We start from the raw sequence: 18128 nt of genomic DNA, 5'->3' as shown, positions 1-18128 counted from the left end.
CCACCGAAGTGCTTGGCCAGCACGTTGGTGATGGCGGCGGTCAGGGTGGTTTTACCGTGGTCAACGTGGCCGATGGTACCCACGTTAACGTGCGGTTTATTACGCTCAAATTTTTCTTTAGACATGATCGTCCCTCTAAACTAACGCTGAGTACGCGGTGGCAAGCTAACCACAGAACAGTTTATATGATGGATTTGAATCAAGGGGAGTAGAGAGGTTGGTGCTGACAGGCTGGTTCGATTGCCGAACTCACCCTAAGGTGTGGCTCTCAGAATTACCTGAGCCATATCAGCATCTTGGAGCGGGCAGCGGGAATCGAACCCGCATCATCAGCTTGGAAGGCTGAGGTAATAGCCATTATACGATGCCCGCATTTCTCTAACCCAAAGAACTCAAACCGCAGAGAAATATGGTGGAGGGAGAAGGATTCGAACCTTCGAAGGCAGAGCCGTCAGATTTACAGTCTGATCCCTTTGGCCGCTCGGGAACCCCTCCAGTTGCATAAATGCCACAACGGTAATTCTGCTTGCACCCGTTGTTTTTGTCGCTTTTGCTGGGCAAATAGACGACAGACATCCAAGCGTCGCGCATTTTATGGTAAGGATTTTGGGGATGCAACCATTGCACCTTGCAAAATGTGCATTTATGCCGGGATCCAGGCAAAAAAACGCTCCTTCTCCGTCCCGACCGGACGCGTCCCTTGTCGCTCCCGATCCCTTGGTGTATGGTCGCCCTGCCCAAGAAACAGTGATGACACCATGACGACAGAGCATAACCCCTATTTGCAATTCACCCGCGAACAATGGGCGTTATTGCGCGATGCGGTCCCCCTGACCCTGACCGAGCACGATCTGCAGACCCTGCGCGGGATCAACGAGAAGGTGTCATTGCGGGAAGTGGAAGAGATCTATCTGCCCCTCTCCCGTCTCCTCAATCTCTACGTCAAGGCCAAGCAGCGCCGCAGCCGGGTGTTGGAACAGTTTCTCGGTCAGTCCCGCGGCAAGGGCACCTATATCATCAGTATCGCCGGCAGCGTGGCGGGGGGAAAGAGCACCACGGCCCGTATCCTTCAGGCACTGCTGGAGCGCTGGCCGGAGCACCCCAGGGTGGAGCTGGTCACCACCGACGGCTTCCTGTTTCCCAACAAGGAGCTGGAAGCCCGTGGCCTGATGCGCCGCAAGGGGTTCCCCGAGTCTTATGACATCCGCCATCTGGTGGAGTTTGTCGCCAATATCCGCGCCGGCCACGAGAAGGTCGAGGCCCCCGTCTACTCCCACCTCATCTATGACATCCTGCCCGACGAGAAGAAGGTGGTGGAGCAGCCGGACATCCTGATCCTGGAAGGGCTCAATGTGCTGCAAAGCGGCATGGACTATCCCCAGGACCCTCATCGCGTGTTCGTGTCGGACTTCGTCGACTTCTCCATCTATGTGGATGCTGACGCCGAGCTGCTGCGCACCTGGTACATCGATCGTTTTCTCAAATTCCGCAGCGGCGCCTTCTCGGATCCCGACTCCTATTTCCACCACTACGCCAAGCTGGCCGAGAGCGAGGCGACCGAGATCGCCAACAACATCTGGCAGGATATCAACTACCTGAACCTGCAAGAGAACATCTTGCCGACCCGGGAGCGGGCCAACCTCATCCTCACCAAGGGCAACGAGCACGCCATCGAGCAGATCAAGCTGCGCAAGTGACCACTGTCGCAGTGCATACATGAAAGAGGGGGCCCGCAGGCCCCCTCTTTCATTCAGTCGTCATGAGCGTATGGGTTCAGTCCCCCCGCCGCAGGGAGAGTTCCCCTCCCAGATAGAACTTGAGCCCCTCTTCCGTCTCCAGACGCAGGGCTCCGCGTTCGTCGATCCCCCGGGCAATCCCGCGGATCACCTGCTCTCCCATCAGCAGCTTCACCGGCTGGCCGGCGAAGTGGTCGAGCCGGTTCCAGCTCTCGACGAAACTCGCCAGCCCCGTCTGTTCGAAGGTCTGCATGGCCTGCTGCAGGTGCAGCAGCACGCAGGCGGCCAGCTCGTTGCGATCCACCAGCTCGGGCTGGATATGGCGCAGCTCGGACCAGGCCTGATCGATCTTCTCCCCCTCCCGACTCGGCATCGCCAGATTGAGGCCGACCCCGATCACCAGATGGCAGCTGGCACCCGCACTGCCGCTCATCTCCACCAGGATGCCCGCCAGCTTGCGGCCCTGGTAATAGAGGTCGTTCGGCCACTTGAGCTCCACCCCGGGATAACCGAGGGACTCCAGTGCCTCGACCACCGCCACGCCGACCGCGAGACTCAGCCCCATGGCGGCCGCCATGCCCTGCTCAAGCCGCCAGTACATGCTCAGGATCAGCTGGCAACCGAAGGGAGAAACCCAGGGTTTGCCACGACGTCCCCGCCCGGCGGTCTGGCACTCGGCCAGACAGCTTTCGCCGGAGCTCAGGGTGTTGACCCGCTCCAGCAGGTACTGGTTGGTGGAGTCGATGACAGGGAAGCAGTGCACCGGTGCCATCGGTGCCTCTGCCTGCAGCCACCCCTCGTCATAGAGGGCCATGGGCACCGCCAGCCGATAGCCCTTGCCGGTCAGGCTGAAGAGATCCAGCCCCAGATCCTTGAGCGCGGCCATGTGCTTGCTCACCGCCGCCCGGCTGATGCCAAGGCGCTCGCCCAGCTGCTCGCCGGAATGAAACTGGCCGTCGCTGAGCAGGGTGATCAGGGTCTGTCTGACGGGGGTCAGGGTCATGCCAGTACCTCGTCGAGCCAGGTTTCACCGCTGCGCCCCATGAAGCGCACCTCGTGTTCCAGCACCACACCGAACTGGTGCTCCACGCTGTCGCGGACATGGGCCGCCAGCGCGATGAGCTCCATGGCGCTGGCGCCCCCCAGATTGACCAGCACCAGCGCCTGCTCCTGATGGACGGCGGCACGACCGATGGCAAACCCCTTGAGACCGCACTGATCGATGAGCCAGCCAGCCGCCAGCTTGGCCTGCCCTTCTGCCGCAGGGTAGCAGGGCATCTGCGGGTATTGCTGTTTCAGGGTCTCGGCCAGGGCGGCGGGCACCACAGGGTTTTTGAAGAAACTGCCCGCGTTGCCCAGCACCGCCGGATCCGGCAGCTTGGCCATGCGGGTGGCACAGACGGTGTCGAAAATGGCCTGTGGCGAAGGGGCATCCCCCAGCGCCGCCAGCGGGCCATAGCCGGCGACCGGGCGCCATGCCTTGGGCAGGCGCAGACCGACGGCGATGATGAAGTGGGAGTCCTGATAGTCGTGCTTGAAGATGCTGTCACGGTAACCGAACCGGCAGTCGGCCGCCGCGATGCGCTCAACCTCGCCACTCTGCCAGTTGAACGCCTCCACGTAGGCACAGACGCTGGCCAGCTCGACCCCGTAGGCACCGATGTTCTGTACCGGGGCCGCCCCGACCGTCCCGGGAATGAGTGCCAGATTCTCCAGCCCGTGCCAGCCCTGTTGCAGGGCGTGACATACCAGCTCGTGCCAGTTTTCACCTGCCGCCACGTGTAGCAGCCAGTGCTCGGACTCCTCGTGCAGCGTGATCCCTTTCAGGCCGTTGTGGACCACCAGACCGGCAAAGTCATCGCAGAACAGGATGTTGCTTCCTCCTCCCAGCACCAGGCGCGGCAAGGTGGCCAACTCCGGGTTGGTCCGCAGTTGCGCGAGATCATCCGGCCGGGTCACATCGGCCAGCCAGAGGCAGTGTGCGTCCAGACCCAGAGTGTTGAGGGTCGACAGAGAGGCGTGGGGGGTGAGTTTCATCTGTGTGTTCCGACAAGGACAAGGGCGCAGTTTACCCCAGATCCCCCGGGACAAAAAACCCGGACACTTTTCGGACTCAGGGCTCTGGAGTAGAGTAACCCCTTCATCCCGCTGAGGAAGCATGCATGAACAATCAATTCGCCGTCATCGGCCTGGGCCTGTTTGGCAGCGCCTTGTGCGAAGAGTTGCAGCGCCAGAATGCCGAGGTACTGGCCATCGACATCGACGAGAGCAAGACCCGCCAGATAGCCACCCTCTGCAACCACGTCATCGTGGCCGATGCCACCGACGAGGCCACGGTCGCCGAACTGGGCCTGGCGAATTTCGACATCGTCTTTGTCGCCATCGGCGACAACCTGGAGACCAGCATCCTGACCACGCTGGTGCTGAAAGAGGCGGGCGTGAAGAAGGTCTGGGTCAAGGCCCGCGACAAGTTCCACGCCAAGATCCTGCAGAAGGTGGGCGCGGACAAGGTGATCAACCCGGAGTGGGACATGGGCCGCCGGGTGGCCCAGAGCATGCTGGACAACCGGCTGTTCGACTACCTGGAGCTGGGTCACGACATGGTGCTGACCGAGTTCGTGATCGGCTTGCAGCAAAACACCCGCACCCTGGCCGACTTGCGCCTGCTGCAGCAAAGCGATTTCCAGCTGTTGGCCATCAAGCGGGGTGAGGTGCTGCACAACGTCCTGACCGGCAAGATGGAGCTGCAACTCGGTGACATCCTGATCCTGGCCGGCAACAAGCACGCCATCGATCACTGGCTCGACACCCTATGATCAACTGGCGCAGCAACTACGCCTTCACCCTGCATCGGGAAGACAACTCCCGCTGGAGCGAGGCCAAGCTCATCCTGGGCAGTTTCCTCATCATCCTGCTGGTTGGCACCCTGTTTCTGGTCCAGCCCTCCAGCCACAAGGGTGAGGTCACCGTCATCAACGCCCTGTTCACCGCCACCTCCGCTATCAGCGTGACCGGCCTCGGGGTGGTGGATACCGGCACCGCCTTCACCCTGCAGGGGCAGATCATCCTGTTGATATTGATGGAGATTGGTGGTCTCGGCCAGATGACCATGACACTGCTGCTCATCGCCATGTTCAGCAAGCGGGTCGGGCTGCGCCAGCAGGTGCTGGCCAAGGAGGCACTGGGCCAGGAGGGATCCGTCAACATCGTCCAGCTGGTGAAACGCATCGTCCTGTTCGCCCTGATTGCCCAGCTGATCGGCACCGCCATCATGGCCATTCGCTGGGTGCCCGACATGGGCTGGGGCCACGGCCTCTACGTCAGCTTCTTCCACGCGGTGTCGGCTTTCAACAACGCCGGCTTCTCGCTTTTTGCCAACAACCTCATGGACTACCGGGATGACCCCATCATCAGCCTGACCATACCGGCCCTGCTGATCCTGGGGGGGGTAGGCTTCACCGTCATCGTCGACCTGGTGCGCAACCGCCGCTGGCGCAAGCTGAAACTGCACAGCAAGCTGATGCTGCTGATGACCCCTGCCCTGCTGCTGCTGGGGACCCTGATGTTCTGGCTGCTGGAGCACAACAACTCGGGCACCCTGGGCAACGCCTCCTTCGGGAGCCAGTGGCTGGCAGCCTTCTTCCAGTCGGCCACCGCGCGCACGGCGGGCTTCAACACGGTGGATATCGGCCAGATGGTACCGGCCTCCCTGCTGTTCATGATGATGCTGATGTTCATCGGTGCCGGGGCAACCTCCACCGGGGGCGGTATCAAGGTCACCACCTTTGCCGTCGTCCTGCTGGCGACCCGGGCGTTTCTGACCAAACGCCCCCATGTCACCGCCTTCGGCCGCACCCTGTCACCCCAGATAGTGACCCGCTCCCTGGCCATCATCATCGTCAGTACCATGGTGCTGATGCTGGCGATGTTCCTGCTGATGCTCACGGAGTCGCAATCATTCGACAAGATCATGTTCGAGACCATCTCGGCCTTTGCCACCGTGGGACTGTCCACCGGCATCACCGCTTCTCTGAGCGAACCGGGCAAACTGATCCTGGTGCTGGTGATGATCTGCGGCCGTCTGGGGCCCCTCACCCTGGCGATCATGCTGGCCCGCCCGGTGGAGACCCGCATCCGTTATCCGGAAGAGAGCGTCTACACGGGGTAAGCCATCCCATCCATACAAAGAGGGGCCTCCGGCCCCTCTTTTCTATGTGATCACGGCGCGCGCCAGCCTCAGGCCGCCTTGCCCCTGGTCGTCCCCTTGCCAGAGCTCTTTCCCGTACTCTTGCCAGCACTCTTGCTCGTGCGGGGGCGTGCGGCGGTGGACGCAGTCCGCTTGCGGCGGGCAAAGCGTGGCTTGCTGTCACCGGGCGCCGCCTTGGGCAGCGCGCTGAAGCTGGCGCCGGAATCCTGCCGCGCCCCCTCGATCAGGCCGTTGAGCTGCTCGGTGAGCGGCCCCATGAACTGCTGGTAGCTGCCGTGACGTTCGGCGATCTGACCCAGACTCTGCTCCCACAGTGCCGTCATGTCCGGTGTCGTGGCGGTCGCGGGCAGCGCCTGGACCAGGGCTCGCCCGGTCGGGGTGGCCTTGATGCTCTTGCCCTGGCGCACCAGGAAGCGGCGCTTGAACAGCAGATCGATGATCCCGGCCCGGGTCGCCTCGGTGCCGAGGCCATCGGTCTCCCGCAGGGTCTTGCGGATCTCGGGATCCTGCACATAACGGGCGATGCCGGTCATCGCGGCCAGCAGGGTGGCATCGGTAAACGGCTTGGGGGGCTGGGTCATCTTCTCCAGCAGTTCCCCCCGCTCGCACAGCAGTTCCTCCCCCTCTTTCAGGGAAGGCAGGGTTCCCGCCTCCTCCTCGTCATCCTCTTCCACTCCGAGCAGCGCCTTCCAGCCCGCCTTGAGGATGCGGCGCGCCTTGGCCTGGAACAGCCCTCCGGCGATGCGCAGCAACACCTTGCTGTCGTTGTACTCGAACGGTGGGTAGAACTGCAGCAGATACTGGCGGGCAATCAGGCCGTAAAGCTTCGCCTCGTCGGCCCCCAGGCTCCCCTCGTTCCCCCTCTTCTCGGTGGGAATGATGGCGTGGTGGGCATCCACCTTGCTGTCGTTCCACGCCTTGCTGCGGATCCTGCCATCCGCTTCGGCGACCGCCCTGGCCAGCGCAGAGGCCGTGCTGGCGATGGCCTCCCGCACCTGGCCGGCCCGGTTGAAGTGCTCGCTCGGCAGATGGCGGCTGTCGGATCTGGGATAGGTGATGAGCTTGTGCCGCTCGTAGAGGCTCTGGCAGATATCCAGCACCCGCTTGGCATCCATGCCAAAGCGCTTGGCCGCGTCGATCTGCAGGCTGGAAAGATTGTAGGGGAGCGGCGCCGCCTGCTTGCGCGCCTGCTCCTCCACCGCCTCCACCCGGGCGGGTTGCCCCTGGATCCGCTCCACCACCTTGGCGGCCAGCGCCCGGTTGAGCACCCGTCCCTCCTCATCCTGCCAGGGCAGACAGGCCTCCGATGGCAGCCACCTGGCGGTGAAGCGTTCGTTGCCCTGGGTCAACAGATGGGCCATCACCTCGTAGAACGGCTTGGGAACGAAGGCCTCGATCTCGAGATCCCGGCGCACCACCAGACCGAGCAAGGGGGTCTGTACCCGACCCACCGACAGCAGTTCGCTGCAGCCCCCCTTGCGGCCAAGCAGGGTATAGGCCCGGGTCATGTTGATGCCATAGAGCCAGTCGGCACGGCTACGGGCCAGCGCCGACACCGCCAGCGGCACGAACTCCTTGTTGTCCCTGAGCTTGTCGAGGGCGCGGCGCACGGCGGGGGGATTGAGATCGCTGATGAGGCAGCGCTGAACCGGTTTGGTCTTGGGATAACCGAGAAAGTCGATCACCTCGTCCACCAGCAGTTGCCCTTCCCTGTCCGGGTCACCGGCGTTGACCACGCAGTCCGCCTGCTTGATGAGCCCCTTGATGACGGCCAGCTGGGCCTTGGTCTTGGGTTTGGCCACCAGCTGCCACTGGGTCGGGACAATGGGAAGGGATTCCATGCGCCACTGCTTGTAGGCGGCATCGTAGGCATCGGGCTCGGCCTGCTCCAGCAGGTGGCCGATGCACCAGGTCACCACGTCTCCCTGCGCCGTCTCGATGAAACCCTCCCCCTTCTTGTGAGGTTTGGGGAGGACATCGGCGATGGCGCGGCCAAGGCTGGGTTTCTCGGCGATAAAGAGTCGCATGATGGATACACCTGAATACTGTATATGTGAACAGTATACAATCCTCTCGCCACAAACCCCAAGCCCCGGGGTGGCGTACTGCCTCCTCGCCCCGGCTTGGGCATCGCTCCCACCACAGCACATCCCGCTCCCGCTGTATGGGAAAAATGCGATTTAAATTCAATAAATCATGTCAAAACAAATAACAAAACCAAAAAATCAATTATATGACGAAATAAAAACCATGACCGAGGTCAACCCTTTGAATCCTGGGACTACTACTATATTGGTAATACCCGAATTCGAAGGACACCGTCACCATGCTTGGAAAACTGTTGAGAAAGACCTGGTTCTGGCTTCTGCTGCTCGGGGCCCTGCTGGGGATCGCCGCACTGGGCGTCACCGTCACCGTGCTGCACAAGACCAGCTCCACCGAGTTCTGCGTCTCCTGCCACTCCATGCAGACCCCGCTCGCCGAATATCAGGGCAGCGTCCACTTCCAGAACGTGAAGGGGATCCGCGCCGAGTGCGCCGACTGCCACATCCCCAGTGAACCCGCCGCCTATCTCTGGACCAAGATCCGCGCCGTGAAGGACATCTATCACGAGGCGATCGGCACCCTCGACACCCCGGAGAAATACGAGGCCCACAAGCTGCGCATGGCCCAGACCGTGTGGGATCAGCTCAAGGCCAATGACTCCGCCACCTGTCGCAGTTGCCACAGCTACGCCGCCATGGACATCCTGGCCCAACGCCCCAATGCCCGCGCCGAGCACCCGGTCGCCATCAAGGAGGGTCAGACCTGCATCGACTGCCACCGCGGCGTTGCCCACATCATGCCGGACATGAGCGGCCTGGCTGCCGCCGGTGCCAGCGAGCTGGCGCAAGCCGCCGCCCAGACCCCGGCCACCGTCACCACCCGCTATGCCATTGCCACCACCCCGCTCTATCTGGATGCCGGCGCCAAGACTGACGAAGGCACCCTGATGCCCTCCACCCAGGTGGAAGTGCTGGCCAACGACAACGGCCGCACCCAGGTGCGCATCGACGGCTGGCAGCAGGACGGTGTGAGCGAGGTGTTCTACGCCGCCCCCGGCAAACGGATCCTGAGCGTGCTGGTCGGCGAAGCCGCCAGAAAAGCCCTCGTGACCGGCAAGAGCGAAACCGACAGCGCCACCAACCTCACCTGGCATCAGGTCAGCCTGACCGCCTGGGTCGACCAGAGCCAGCTCATCGGCGACCAGGGCAAGCTGTGGCAATACGCCTCCACCCTGATGTCCAACAACTGCACCGGCTGTCACGGCCTCACCGCGCTGGATCACTTCAACGCCAACCAGTGGATCGGCGTCATCAAGGGGATGGAGTCTCGTACCTCCCTCACCCCGGAGCAGGCGCGCATGCTCACCCAATACGTGCAGAAACACGCCAGCGACATGAGCGCGGCCCATTAAGGCAGGAACAGAGGACTCTCCCATGACTTTTTTCAATGACCAACAGACCAACCTCTCCCGCCGTACTCTGCTCAAGGGGCTGGGGGCCTGTGCCGCCTTGCCCCTGCTGGCTGGTCTCTTCCCGAAAAGCGCCCTGGCCAAGGCCGTCAGCACGGCCCTTGAGCAGTTCCCCACCCTGGTGCCCGCCCAGAAGGGCATCCTGACCGGCGCCCACTGGGGAGCCTTCGAGGCCATCGTCTCCGAGGGCCGCATGGTGCGGGTCCAGCCTGTGGCCGACGATCCGGCACCGAATGACCTCATCGACATGGCGCCGTTCCAGGTCCACGCCAAGAACCGCATCAAGTACCCCATGGTGCGCAAAAGCTGGCTGGAGCACGGCCCGGGCGCCAGACCGGAGCTGCGCGGTGCTGACGAGTGGGTACGGGTGAGCTGGGAAAAGGCCATCGACCTGGTGGCCGGCGAGATCCAGCGCGTCCAGTCTGATTTCGGCCCGCAGGCGATCCACGCCGGTTCCTACGGCTGGAAGAGTGTCGGCATGTTCCACAACAGCCGCACCCTGCTGCACCGCCTGATGAACCTCTCGGGCGGCTTCACCGGTTATGCCGGTGACTACTCAACCGGCGCGGCTCAGGTGATCATGTCCCACGTGATGGGCTCCATCGAGGTGTACGAGCAGCAGACCGCCTGGCCCAACGTGGTGGAGCACGCCGAACTGGTGGTGCTCTGGGGGGTCAACGCCCAGGTCACCCTGAAGAACAGCTGGAACATGCCGGATCACGAAGGTCAAGCGGGCTTCAAGGCGCTGAAAGAGAAAGGCACCCGGGTCATCAGCATCGACCCCGTCTACAACGAGACCGCCAAGCAGGCCAATGCCGAGTGGATTGCCCCGAACGCCTACACCGACGTGGCCATGATGCTGGGGGTGGCCCACACCCTCTACAGCGAGAAGAAGCACGATCAGGCCTTCCTCGATCGCTACACCGTGGGCTTCGACACCTTCCTCGCCTACCTGCTCGGCAAGGAGGACGGCCAGCCCAAGAGCGCCGAGTGGGCGAGCGCCATCTGCGGCGTCGAGGCCAAGGTGATTCGCCAGCTGGCCCTCGACATGGCCGCCAAGCGCACCATGATCATGGCCGGTTGGGGCATGCAGCGTCAGCACCACGGGGAGCAGCCCAACTGGATGCTGGTCACTCTGGCCGCCATGCTGGGCCAGATCGGCCTGCCGGGGGGCGGCTACGGCTTCAGTTACCACTACTCCTCCGGTGGCAGCCCCACCGCCAAGGGCGGCATTCTGGCGGGCATCTCCGCTGGCAGCGCACCGAAGAACAGCCCGGCCCCCATCCCGGTGGCCCGCATCGCCGACTGCCTCGCCAACCCGGGCAAGACCATCGACTTCAACGGCCGCAAGGTGACCTATCCGGACATCAAGCTGGTCTACGTGGCGGGGGGCAACCCCTTCCACCACCATCAGGACACCAACAACCTGCTGCAGGCCTGGCGCAAACCCCAGACCGTGATCGTCCACGAGCCCTACTGGACCGCCACCGCCAAACACGCCGACATCGTGCTGCCGGTCACCACCAGCTACGAGCGCAACGATCTGGAGATGGGCGGCGACTACTCCCAGCGCTACGTCTTCCCCATGCACCAGTGCGTGCCCCCCCAGTTTGAAGCCCGCAACGACTTCGACATCTTCAGCGCCATCGCCGCCAAGCTGGGCGTGCAGGAGCAGTACACCGAAGGGAAGGACGAGATGCTGTGGCTCAAGCAGATGTACGACGGCATGGCGGCGCAGGCCCGTGGCGCACGTGTGGCGCTGCCGCCGTTCAACATGTTCTGGGAGTCCAACAACTACATCCGCTTCCCGATCCCGGAAGCCAACCGCCAGTGGATCCGTCACGCCGATTTTCGCGAGAACCCGCTGCTCAACCCGCTCGGTACCCCGTCCGGCAAGATCGAGATCTTCTCCAACACGGTGGCGGGGATGGGTTATGCCGACTGCGCCGGTCATCCCAAGTGGTATGAGCCCAAGGAGTGGGTGAAGAGCGAGACGGCAGCGCGCTATCCGCTGTCGCTCAACACCTCCCACCCGACCCAGCGGCTGCACTCCCAGCTCGACAACACCCCGCTGCGGGACAAGTTCGCCATCGCCGACCGCGAAGCGATCCTGATCCATCCTGACGACGCCAAGGCGCGCGGCATCCAGGATGGCGATCTGGTGCGGGCCTTCAACGAGCGCGGCCAGATCCTGGTGGGCACCCTGCTCTCCGAAGATGTGCGTCAGGGCGTGGTGCGGATCTGCGAAGGGGCCTGGTATGACCCGGCCAAGCCGGGCGAAGCGGGCAGCATCTGCAAGAACGGCAACGTCAACTGCCTCACCTTCGACGAGGGCTCGTCCAGTCTGGCCCAGGGCAACTGCGGCCACATGGCCCAATTGCAGATAGAGAAGTATATCGGGCCAGTGCTCGCCAACACGGCGCACGAGGTACCGGCCAACGGCTGAGTAGAGGACTGAGCAACAAAAACGGCGCCATCAAGGCGCCGTTTTCTTATCGCAGTTTGTGGTGTGGTTCAGAATCAGAAGTCACCCTCAACCATATGCTCTTCCGCATACTCCACCCGCCTTGCAGCCAGGGTGCTGGCAAGGGGGATCAGAAGTCGCCCTCAACCATATATTCTTCCGCACACTCGACCAGCTGGGGCCAGAGATCTTCCGGCACCCAGGCCTCTGGGTCATCCTCGTCACCGTCATACTGGCTCCAGAAGAAGGCACGCAGCCCGCTTGCGAAATCGTCGCTCAACTCCGCCAGTTCGGAGAGGGGCCCCAGCCAGGCAATACGGCGCAGGCCGGAGGCGAGATCGTTGATGGCATCCATCAGGGTGCGATCATCCAGGCTCTGCTCCACCAGCAGGGTGAAGCGCTCGCGGGCGCTCTCGGTCTGATCCTCGTCCAGCTCGCCCACGTCGGCCAGCAGGTCGACAAAATCCTCCAGCAGGAACTGGATCAGGGCATCCCTGTCCTCGAACCACTGGATCTGGGCCCCCTTGGTGCCCAGCACCGAGGCATCGAACGAATCATCGAGATGGCACAAAGCCCAAGGATCGTCAGTCATTGCTACCCTTCCTACACCTGAAACAAGAGACGTATCTTATGCCGGGTGCCGCACCCTTGCCAGCACGGTGGCACAAAAGGGGCCCCCGACGGGGAGCTCCGTCACTCGACCCTGGCCACCTTGGGCAGGGAGAGGGAAGCGGCGAGCCCCCCCAGCTCGGCCCGCCCCATGATGAGGCTGCCGCGATAGGCTTCCGCGAGATCCGAGACGATGTTGAGGCCAAGGCCCGAGCCCGGCACCTTCTCGTCGAGGCGCACCCCCCGCAGCACCGCCTTGGCGATCTGATCCTCGCTCATGCCGGGACCGTCGTCCTCGATGCGCAGGGTGATCCAGCCCCCCAGCTCGGCGCTGGAGATGCGCAGCTCGCTGGCGGACCACTTGAAGGCGTTCTCCAGCAGGTTGCCCACCATCTCGTCGAAGTCCTGCTCCTCCACCCCGACCGCTAGATTGACCGGCACCTGCAAGTCCACCGTCTTGCCGGGATAGAGGCGGGAGAAGGCGCGGCAGATGTACTCCACCCGGGCCCGCACCGGGGTCGACACCCCGAGGATCTTGGCGGCGCCGGTCACCCGCGCCTTGCCGAGGTGATAGTCGATGTGGCGCTGGATCTGGTCGAGCTGCTCGCCGAGGGCGGCCTGATCCTCCGGCGGCAGCTGGGTCACCTGGTTGCGCATGATGCTGAGCGGCGTCTTGAGGGCGTGGGCCAGGTTGCCGGTGTGGGAACGGGCTCGTTGCAGCAGCTCGCCATAGTGGTGCAGCAGGCGGTTGATGTCCTCCACCAGCGGCTGGATCTCCAGGGGGTAACGCAGCCGGAATCCCTCCTGATGACCCTGATGGACGCGGCTCAGCTCGCGACGCAGCAGGTGCAGCGGGCGCAGGCCGTAGAGGATCTGGAACATGAAGCCGAGCACCAGGCCGGTGGCGGCGAAGCCGAGGCCGAGGAACAGGCTGATGCGGGTCTTCTTCAGGGTCTGGGTCAGGGCGCTGCTGTCCTTGGCCATCACCAGGGTGAAGACCCGATCAGACCCCGGCAGCAGCACGGTACGGGTCATGATGAGCAGGGGCTCCTTGTTGGGCCCCTTGCCGACAAAGAGATCCGGATCGCCGAAGGCCGACTTCAGGCCGTGGGCGCTCAAATGGGCATCCCACAGGGAGCGGGAGCGACTGACCACCGTCTCCCCCAGCTCCAGCTGCCAGTAGTAGCCGGAGTAGGGCTGGCGATAACGGGGGTCGGCCATAGGCTCGGTGACCACCGGCATGCCGTCCGGCTGGATCTCGAGGCGGGAGAGCAGATCGTAGAGCTGCAGGCGCAAGCCATCGGCCTCCGCCTCCTGCCAGTAGTTGCGCATCATGGTCTGCAGGCTGAAGCCGGTGGCGAACAGGAAGAGACCGCACCAGACCATGGCGATCACCACCAGCCGACCTCGCAGGGTGCGTACCAGCCTCATTCAACCCACCCCGCCATCGGTTGCGGTCGCGTCATTCGTTGATCCGGTAGCCGAGGCCGCGCACCGTCTCGATGAGATCGGCGTGGGTCTTCTTGCGAATGCGGCCGATGAACACCTCCACGGTGTTGGAGTCGCGATCGAAATCCTGGGCATAGATGTGGTCGATCAGCTCGCTGCGGGACACCACCTTGCCCCTGTGCTGCATCAGGTAGCCCAGCACCCGGAACTCGTGGGCGGTGAGCTTGATGGGGGTTCCTTCGTACCATACCTGGGACGCCGCCATGTCGAGACGCACGCCACCGATCTCGAGGATGGAGCTGGCGTTCCCCGCCGCCCGGCGCACCAGCGCCTGCACCCTGGCCACCAGCTCCGCCACCTGGAAGGGCTTGGTGAGGTAGTCGTCCGCCCCGGCGTTGAGCCCTTCAATCTTCTCGTGCAACTGGCCACGGGCGGTCAGCACCAGCACCGGGGTGTCCATCCCCTTGCTGCGCCACTCCTTCAGTACGCTCAGGCCGTCGCGACCGGGCAGGCCGAGATCCAAGATGATGGCGTCATAGGGTTCGGTCTCGCCGAGAAAGCCCGCCTCGTTGCCATCGTGGCAGAGATCGGTGACGAAACCGGACAAACGCAGCTGTTCCGCCAGCTGGCCCGCGAGGATCTTTTCATCTTCAACTATCAGAATGCGCATACATGGGTATCCAAAACAGGGTTGTGCCGGCACCGGCAACGGTTGGGGGGACGAACCGGATGACGGTAGGTTCGCGGACTCACGCCGTTACTCCTCTTCCGGGGGCGGGCGCGGAGCGAACAGGCGCTCCAGATGGTGACCCTTGAGCCACACCATCTCCAGATTGTCAGCCCGATAGCCCACCTTGATGACGCTGTTCTCCTCGTCGATGAGCCTGAGCTCGTAGAGCCAGACGCCATCCTCCTCACCCAGATCGACGCGCAGCACGCGCACCGGCAGGCGGGAGGCCACCTCCATCAACTCATGAAAAGGGCGGACCCGCCCCTCGCTGACCGCCTGTTGCAGCAAGGCCTCGTTCGGCTGGGCCGCCTGAACCAGCATCGGCAGCAGCAATCCAAGCAGGGGCAGCGCGCTATTCATGGGTGATTCATCTCTCAAAACCTAACATAATGCCGTTTATAGTGTGCCAGCCATGAATCCGGAATGAATATGATCCCACGCAGTATCCTGCTGATCTTGTGCCTCTTTTCCACCTTTGGCTGGGCGGCGCAGACACGTCTCGACATGGCCGGACTGGTCAAGTTGTTGCTGGCACAAGGGTATCACGACATTCGGGAAGTGGAGCTGGAAGGGGACAAATTCGAGGTCGATACCCTGAATGCCGACGATCAGCGCGTCCAGTTGCAGGTCGATGCCAACACCGGCGAGATCACCAAAAAAGAGGCCGAATAGGCCTCTTTTGCTATGGGCGTGACGGCTGTTGCGCCGCCCCCCTCCCGGCCACTTGTGCTCGCCTGCGCCAGGGGCGCAGCAGCTTTTCCCGACGGGACCACAGCAGGGCGCAGGCCAGCACCAGATAGATGAGGGGCTCCTGCCACCCGCTCTTGACCGACCACCAGTAGTGTATCGGCACCAGCAGAGCCACCCCGTAGATCCAGTTGTGCAGCTTCTGCCAGGCCGGCCCCATGCGACGCAACAGGGCCGGGATCGAGGTGATGCCGAGCGCCAGCAACAGCAGCAGCGCCACCATGCCCACCACTATGTAGCTGCGCTTGACCAGCTCGCCGCCAATCAGCCCCCAGTCGAACTGCAAATCCAGCCCCAGCCAGACCATGAAGTGCAGGGACGCCCAAGTGGTGCACCAGAGCCCGAGGGGGCGGCGCAACTTGATGAGCTGCCCCTGGCGCCAGCGCTTGGCGAGCGGCGACACCAGCAGGGTCAGCAACAGAAGGTGAAGGGCCCCCTTGCCAAGGTAATGGGTCAGCCCCTGGACCGGATCCCCCCCCAGCAGCCCGGCTGGCACGGCATAGCCCAGCCAGAGCAGAAAGCCGAGCGAACCAAGGTGCACCAGCGCCCGCAAGCCGTTGATATGGGCTGTTTTCAGTCTCGGCGTCATATTGCAGTTCCCGTCATGTTTTTCCCGCTTCTCATCCCCTCTCCCACCAGGGGAGAAGGGGGCAAGAGATCAGTCGGGCAGAGCGTCAGTCTCAATACCATTTACGCAGATCCATCCCCTGATAGAGGGACGCCACCTCGTCGCCGTAGCCATTGAACATCAGGGTCGGCTGGCGCTTGGCCCCGAAAATGCCCCCCTCGCCGATGAAACGCTCGCTCGCCTGGCTCCAGCGCGGGTGATCCACGCTCGGGTTGACGTTGGCGTAGAAGCCATATTCGTTCGGCGCAAGCAGGTTCCAGGTGGTGGGGGGCATCTCCTCCACCAGGCGGATGGAGACGATGCTCTTGATGCTCTTGAAGCCGTACTTCCAGGGCACCACCAGCCGGATGGGAGCCCCGTTCTGGGCGGGCAGGGTCTTGCCATAGAGCCCCATGGCGAGGAAGGAGAGGGGGTGCATGGCCTCGTCGAGGCGCAAGCCCTCCACATAGGGATAATCGATGCCGCCCCCCAGGGCACGGGAGGCCTGCCCCGGTAACTGTTCCGGATCATAGAGCGTCTCGAAGGCCACGAACTTGGCGCGACTGGTGGGTTCGGCACGGCGGATCAGATCCGCCAGCGCAATGCCGCTCCAGGGCAGCACCATGGACCAGGCCTCCACGCAGCGCAGCCGATAGATGCGCTCCTCCAGCGTGCTCTTGTTGATGAGATCCCACACATCCAGGGTGAAGGGTTTGGCTACCTCCCCTTCCACCTTCAGGGTCCAGGGCTCGGGCTTGAGGTAATGGCCGTTGCGGGCCGGGTCCCCCTTGTCGGTCCCCAGCTCGTAGAAATTGTTGTGGGTGGTGGCCTTCTCCTCCGGGGTGAGGATCAATCCCTCTGGCCGGGTCGCGGCACGGATGTCGAGGGGTCTGGTGGGGGCCACGGGGGCCGGCTTGTCCGATGCGAAGAGATCCAGCAGGCTGGCCTTCACCGGAAACGCCAGGGTGGCGGCACCGACGCCCAGGCCCAGCCCTTTCAGGATGCGGCGACGATCCTGATAGACGGTTTCCGGCGTGACATCCTGTTCGGTGGGGTGATGAGAAGTACGGCGCTTGATCAACATGAAAAAACTCCCGGGACGATGAGGTTGACAACCATAAGACCCGCCCCGGCCGAGTTTTATTTCACACAGAATTACATGAGTTGGTAAAGGGGCAGTGCCTTGGCCATGGTACCGGCCAGGAAGAGCACTACGAACACCAGCAGAGGAACGATCACGTTTGGCACCATCAGACTCACTCCATGAGCAGGACAGGGCCTCTAACTATGGAACAAGGTCTGCGGCGCCTCCAATGAATTTTTTTCGCGAGCGCAAGCGTATTCCAGAGTTGCAAAGAGTGATCGGGATCACACACAATCCGGCCCCCGCTTGCTGCCGCTCTACCGCGGAGTAGGCTGCCTCCTTTTCCGGATTCAACCACTGAGAGTCACGCCATGAGCCCACTGTTCGCCATCGCCATCACGACCGGGATCCTCTCCGCCGTCTGGGGTGGACTGGCCGCCGCACTCGGTCTCATCTCCTGGGTCGGCTTCCTCGGCTGCACCAGCTACTTCGCCTCGAGTGGCGGTTACAAGGCGCTGTTGCAGACCCTGCTGTGCAACACCACCGGCATGCTGTGGGCACTCCTGCTGATCCACGGGGAGACCTGGTGGGGGGCCGGCATGGCGGGTTATCTGATGACAGGGGTGGTGGCCACCCTGATGTGCGTGCAGGCCAGGCAGCAGTGGCTCGCCTACATTCCCGGCACCTTCGCCGGTTGCTGTGCCACCTTCGGCGCCGCAGGCGAGTGGCGGCTCATTCTGCCCTCCCTCATCATCGGCGCCCTGTTTGGCTATCTGATGAAGGCGAGCGGCCTCTGGCTCTCCCAGAAGACTCTCTCCACCGACGGTGTCAGCGACCCGGCCTGAGGCTGACAAGGTAACCGATTCGGTCGGAAACCAGAGGGGGGGGGGGGGGGGGGGGGGGGGGGGGGGGGCGGGGGGGGGGGCGGGGGGGGGGGGGGGGGGGGGGGGGGGGGGGGGGGGGGGGGGGGGGGGGGGGGGG

General features: G+C 63.3%; 17 protein-coding genes and 2 tRNA genes. 7 read left to right on the top strand and 12 right to left on the bottom strand.

The features are described 5' to 3' along the window. The 3 genes from PG887_RS19200 to PG887_RS19190 all read right to left on the bottom strand — a co-directional run. Positions 1-125: GTP-binding protein (locus PG887_RS19200; RefSeq protein ID WP_234887766.1), on the bottom strand; the 125-nt coding region annotated here is incomplete at its 3' end. A 172-nt stretch (positions 126-297) separates the two neighbouring features. Beyond that, positions 298-372, bottom strand: a tRNA-Gly gene (locus PG887_RS19195). A 38-nt stretch (positions 373-410) separates the two neighbouring features. Beyond that, positions 411-495 (bottom strand) — tRNA-Tyr (locus PG887_RS19190). Positions 496-758: 263 nt separating this feature from the next. Between PG887_RS19190 and coaA the strand changes: the two genes are divergently transcribed. After that, on the top strand, positions 759-1697 hold the full coding sequence (gene coaA / locus PG887_RS19185) for a type I pantothenate kinase (protein ID WP_029314861.1): 939 nt from the start codon (positions 759-761) through the stop codon (positions 1695-1697). Positions 1698-1773: 76 nt separating this feature from the next. Here the strand turns inward: coaA and birA are convergent, their stop codons facing one another. Then, positions 1774-2739, bottom strand: coding sequence for a bifunctional biotin--[acetyl-CoA-carboxylase] ligase/biotin operon repressor BirA (gene birA, locus PG887_RS19180; RefSeq protein ID WP_270822619.1), 966 nt, complete (start codon positions 2737-2739; stop codon positions 1774-1776). Further along, on the bottom strand, positions 2736-3773 hold the full coding sequence (murB, locus tag PG887_RS19175) for a UDP-N-acetylmuramate dehydrogenase (RefSeq protein WP_143236953.1): 1038 nt from the start codon (positions 3771-3773) through the stop codon (positions 2736-2738). Before murB ends, birA begins: the two co-directional genes overlap by 4 nt. Before the next feature lie 125 nt (positions 3774-3898). Here murB and PG887_RS19170 point away from each other — a divergent pair, with 125 nt between their 5' ends. Together PG887_RS19170 and PG887_RS19165 are read left to right on the top strand one after the other, a co-directional pair. Continuing rightward, positions 3899-4552 carry a potassium channel family protein gene (locus tag PG887_RS19170; protein WP_010675965.1) on the top strand — a complete coding sequence of 218 codons (654 nt, stop codon included), beginning with the start codon at positions 3899-3901 and terminating at the stop codon, positions 4550-4552. Continuing rightward, complete coding sequence (locus PG887_RS19165) at positions 4549-5904, top strand: TrkH family potassium uptake protein (protein WP_270822617.1); 1356 nt, start codon at positions 4549-4551, stop codon at positions 5902-5904. Before PG887_RS19170 ends, PG887_RS19165 begins: the two co-directional genes overlap by 4 nt. A 68-nt stretch (positions 5905-5972) precedes the next feature. On the opposite strand, the gene PG887_RS19160 is transcribed toward PG887_RS19165, so the two are convergent. Beyond that, positions 5973-7970 (bottom strand): DNA topoisomerase III, encoded by a 1998-nt coding sequence (locus tag PG887_RS19160; protein WP_270822615.1) that lies wholly within the window; start codon positions 7968-7970, stop codon positions 5973-5975. Positions 7971-8269: 299 nt separating this feature from the next. Here PG887_RS19160 and PG887_RS19155 point away from each other — a divergent pair, with 299 nt between their 5' ends. Then, positions 8270-9400 carry a NapC/NirT family cytochrome c gene (locus PG887_RS19155; protein ID WP_143236951.1) on the top strand — a complete coding sequence of 377 codons (1131 nt, stop codon included), beginning with the start codon at positions 8270-8272 and terminating at the stop codon, positions 9398-9400. 22 nt (positions 9401-9422) lie between these two features. Then, positions 9423-11903 (top strand): trimethylamine-N-oxide reductase TorA, encoded by a 2481-nt coding sequence (gene torA, locus PG887_RS19150; protein ID WP_270822614.1) that lies wholly within the window; start codon positions 9423-9425, stop codon positions 11901-11903. 148 nt (positions 11904-12051) lie between these two features. Here the strand turns inward: torA and PG887_RS19145 are convergent, their stop codons facing one another. The 4 genes from PG887_RS19145 to PG887_RS19130 all read right to left on the bottom strand — a co-directional run bounded on the left by PG887_RS19145 (position 12052) and on the right by PG887_RS19130 (position 15069). After that, positions 12052-12513: a hypothetical protein gene (locus PG887_RS19145; RefSeq protein ID WP_010675970.1), complete on the bottom strand. Its 462-nt coding sequence runs from the start codon at positions 12511-12513 to the stop codon at positions 12052-12054. A 101-nt stretch (positions 12514-12614) separates the two neighbouring features. Continuing rightward, positions 12615-13961, bottom strand: coding sequence for a sensor histidine kinase (locus PG887_RS19140; protein WP_010675971.1), 1347 nt, complete (start codon positions 13959-13961; stop codon positions 12615-12617). A gap of 31 nt (positions 13962-13992) precedes the next feature. After that, positions 13993-14649: a response regulator transcription factor gene (locus PG887_RS19135; protein WP_005332666.1), complete on the bottom strand. Its 657-nt coding sequence runs from the start codon at positions 14647-14649 to the stop codon at positions 13993-13995. Positions 14650-14736: 87 nt separating this feature from the next. Further along, the gene (locus PG887_RS19130) at positions 14737-15069 is read right to left on the bottom strand and encodes a PepSY domain-containing protein (protein ID WP_010675972.1); all 333 of its coding nucleotides are present in this window, start codon (positions 15067-15069) and stop codon (positions 14737-14739) included. 63 nt (positions 15070-15132) lie between these two features. On the opposite strand from PG887_RS19130, the gene PG887_RS19125 reads away from it, so the two are divergent. After that, on the top strand, positions 15133-15381 hold the full coding sequence (locus PG887_RS19125) for a PepSY domain-containing protein (protein ID WP_010675973.1): 249 nt from the start codon (positions 15133-15135) through the stop codon (positions 15379-15381). A 10-nt stretch (positions 15382-15391) separates the two neighbouring features. Here PG887_RS19125 and PG887_RS19120 read toward each other — a convergent pair whose 3' ends face one another. Continuing rightward, positions 15392-16045 (bottom strand): protein-methionine-sulfoxide reductase heme-binding subunit MsrQ, encoded by a 654-nt coding sequence (locus PG887_RS19120; protein WP_270822613.1) that lies wholly within the window; start codon positions 16043-16045, stop codon positions 15392-15394. Between the two features lie 91 nt (positions 16046-16136). After that, positions 16137-17147 carry a protein-methionine-sulfoxide reductase catalytic subunit MsrP gene (gene msrP, locus PG887_RS19115; RefSeq protein ID WP_210538282.1) on the bottom strand — a complete coding sequence of 337 codons (1011 nt, stop codon included), beginning with the start codon at positions 17145-17147 and terminating at the stop codon, positions 16137-16139. 371 nt (positions 17148-17518) lie between these two features. Between msrP and PG887_RS19110 the strand changes: the two genes are divergently transcribed. Continuing rightward, a complete protein-coding gene (locus tag PG887_RS19110) occupies positions 17519-17992 on the top strand; it encodes a DUF1097 domain-containing protein (RefSeq protein WP_039039614.1) in 474 nt (157 codons plus the stop codon). Positions 17993-18128 lie beyond the last annotated feature (136 nt).

This window comes from Aeromonas sp. QDB14 (assembly GCF_027707845.1).
Lineage (GTDB): Bacteria > Pseudomonadota > Gammaproteobacteria > Enterobacterales > Aeromonadaceae > Aeromonas > Aeromonas caviae.
Note: the sequence above shows the minus strand (reverse complement) of the source record. Positions and strands in the feature narration are given on the sequence as shown.

What these genes read in the sequence shown, in the direction of transcription:
- PG887_RS19160 (WP_270822615.1), bottom strand. Translation starts at nt 7,970, where the DNA reads ATGCGACTCTTTATCGCCGAGAAACCCAGCCTTGGCCGCGCCATCGCC.
- PG887_RS19135 (WP_005332666.1), bottom strand. Translation starts at nt 14,649, where the DNA reads ATGCGCATTCTGATAGTTGAAGATGAAAAGATCCTCGCGGGCCAGCTG.
- murB (WP_143236953.1), bottom strand. Translation starts at nt 3,773, where the DNA reads ATGAAACTCACCCCCCACGCCTCTCTGTCGACCCTCAACACTCTGGGT.
- msrP (WP_210538282.1), bottom strand. Translation starts at nt 17,147, where the DNA reads ATGTTGATCAAGCGCCGTACTTCTCATCACCCCACCGAACAGGATGTC.
- PG887_RS19130 (WP_010675972.1), bottom strand. Translation starts at nt 15,069, where the DNA reads ATGAATAGCGCGCTGCCCCTGCTTGGATTGCTGCTGCCGATGCTGGTT.
- PG887_RS19170 (WP_010675965.1), top strand. Translation starts at nt 3,899, where the DNA reads ATGAACAATCAATTCGCCGTCATCGGCCTGGGCCTGTTTGGCAGCGCC.
- PG887_RS19145 (WP_010675970.1), bottom strand. Translation starts at nt 12,513, where the DNA reads ATGACTGACGATCCTTGGGCTTTGTGCCATCTCGATGATTCGTTCGAT.
- PG887_RS19110 (WP_039039614.1), top strand. Translation starts at nt 17,519, where the DNA reads ATGAGCCCACTGTTCGCCATCGCCATCACGACCGGGATCCTCTCCGCC.
- torA (WP_270822614.1), top strand. Translation starts at nt 9,423, where the DNA reads ATGACTTTTTTCAATGACCAACAGACCAACCTCTCCCGCCGTACTCTG.
- PG887_RS19140 (WP_010675971.1), bottom strand. Translation starts at nt 13,961, where the DNA reads ATGAGGCTGGTACGCACCCTGCGAGGTCGGCTGGTGGTGATCGCCATG.
- coaA (WP_029314861.1), top strand. Translation starts at nt 759, where the DNA reads ATGACGACAGAGCATAACCCCTATTTGCAATTCACCCGCGAACAATGG.
- PG887_RS19125 (WP_010675973.1), top strand. Translation starts at nt 15,133, where the DNA reads ATGAATATGATCCCACGCAGTATCCTGCTGATCTTGTGCCTCTTTTCC.
- birA (WP_270822619.1), bottom strand. Translation starts at nt 2,739, where the DNA reads ATGACCCTGACCCCCGTCAGACAGACCCTGATCACCCTGCTCAGCGAC.
- PG887_RS19155 (WP_143236951.1), top strand. Translation starts at nt 8,270, where the DNA reads ATGCTTGGAAAACTGTTGAGAAAGACCTGGTTCTGGCTTCTGCTGCTC.
- PG887_RS19165 (WP_270822617.1), top strand. Translation starts at nt 4,549, where the DNA reads ATGATCAACTGGCGCAGCAACTACGCCTTCACCCTGCATCGGGAAGAC.
- PG887_RS19120 (WP_270822613.1), bottom strand. Translation starts at nt 16,045, where the DNA reads ATGACGCCGAGACTGAAAACAGCCCATATCAACGGCTTGCGGGCGCTG.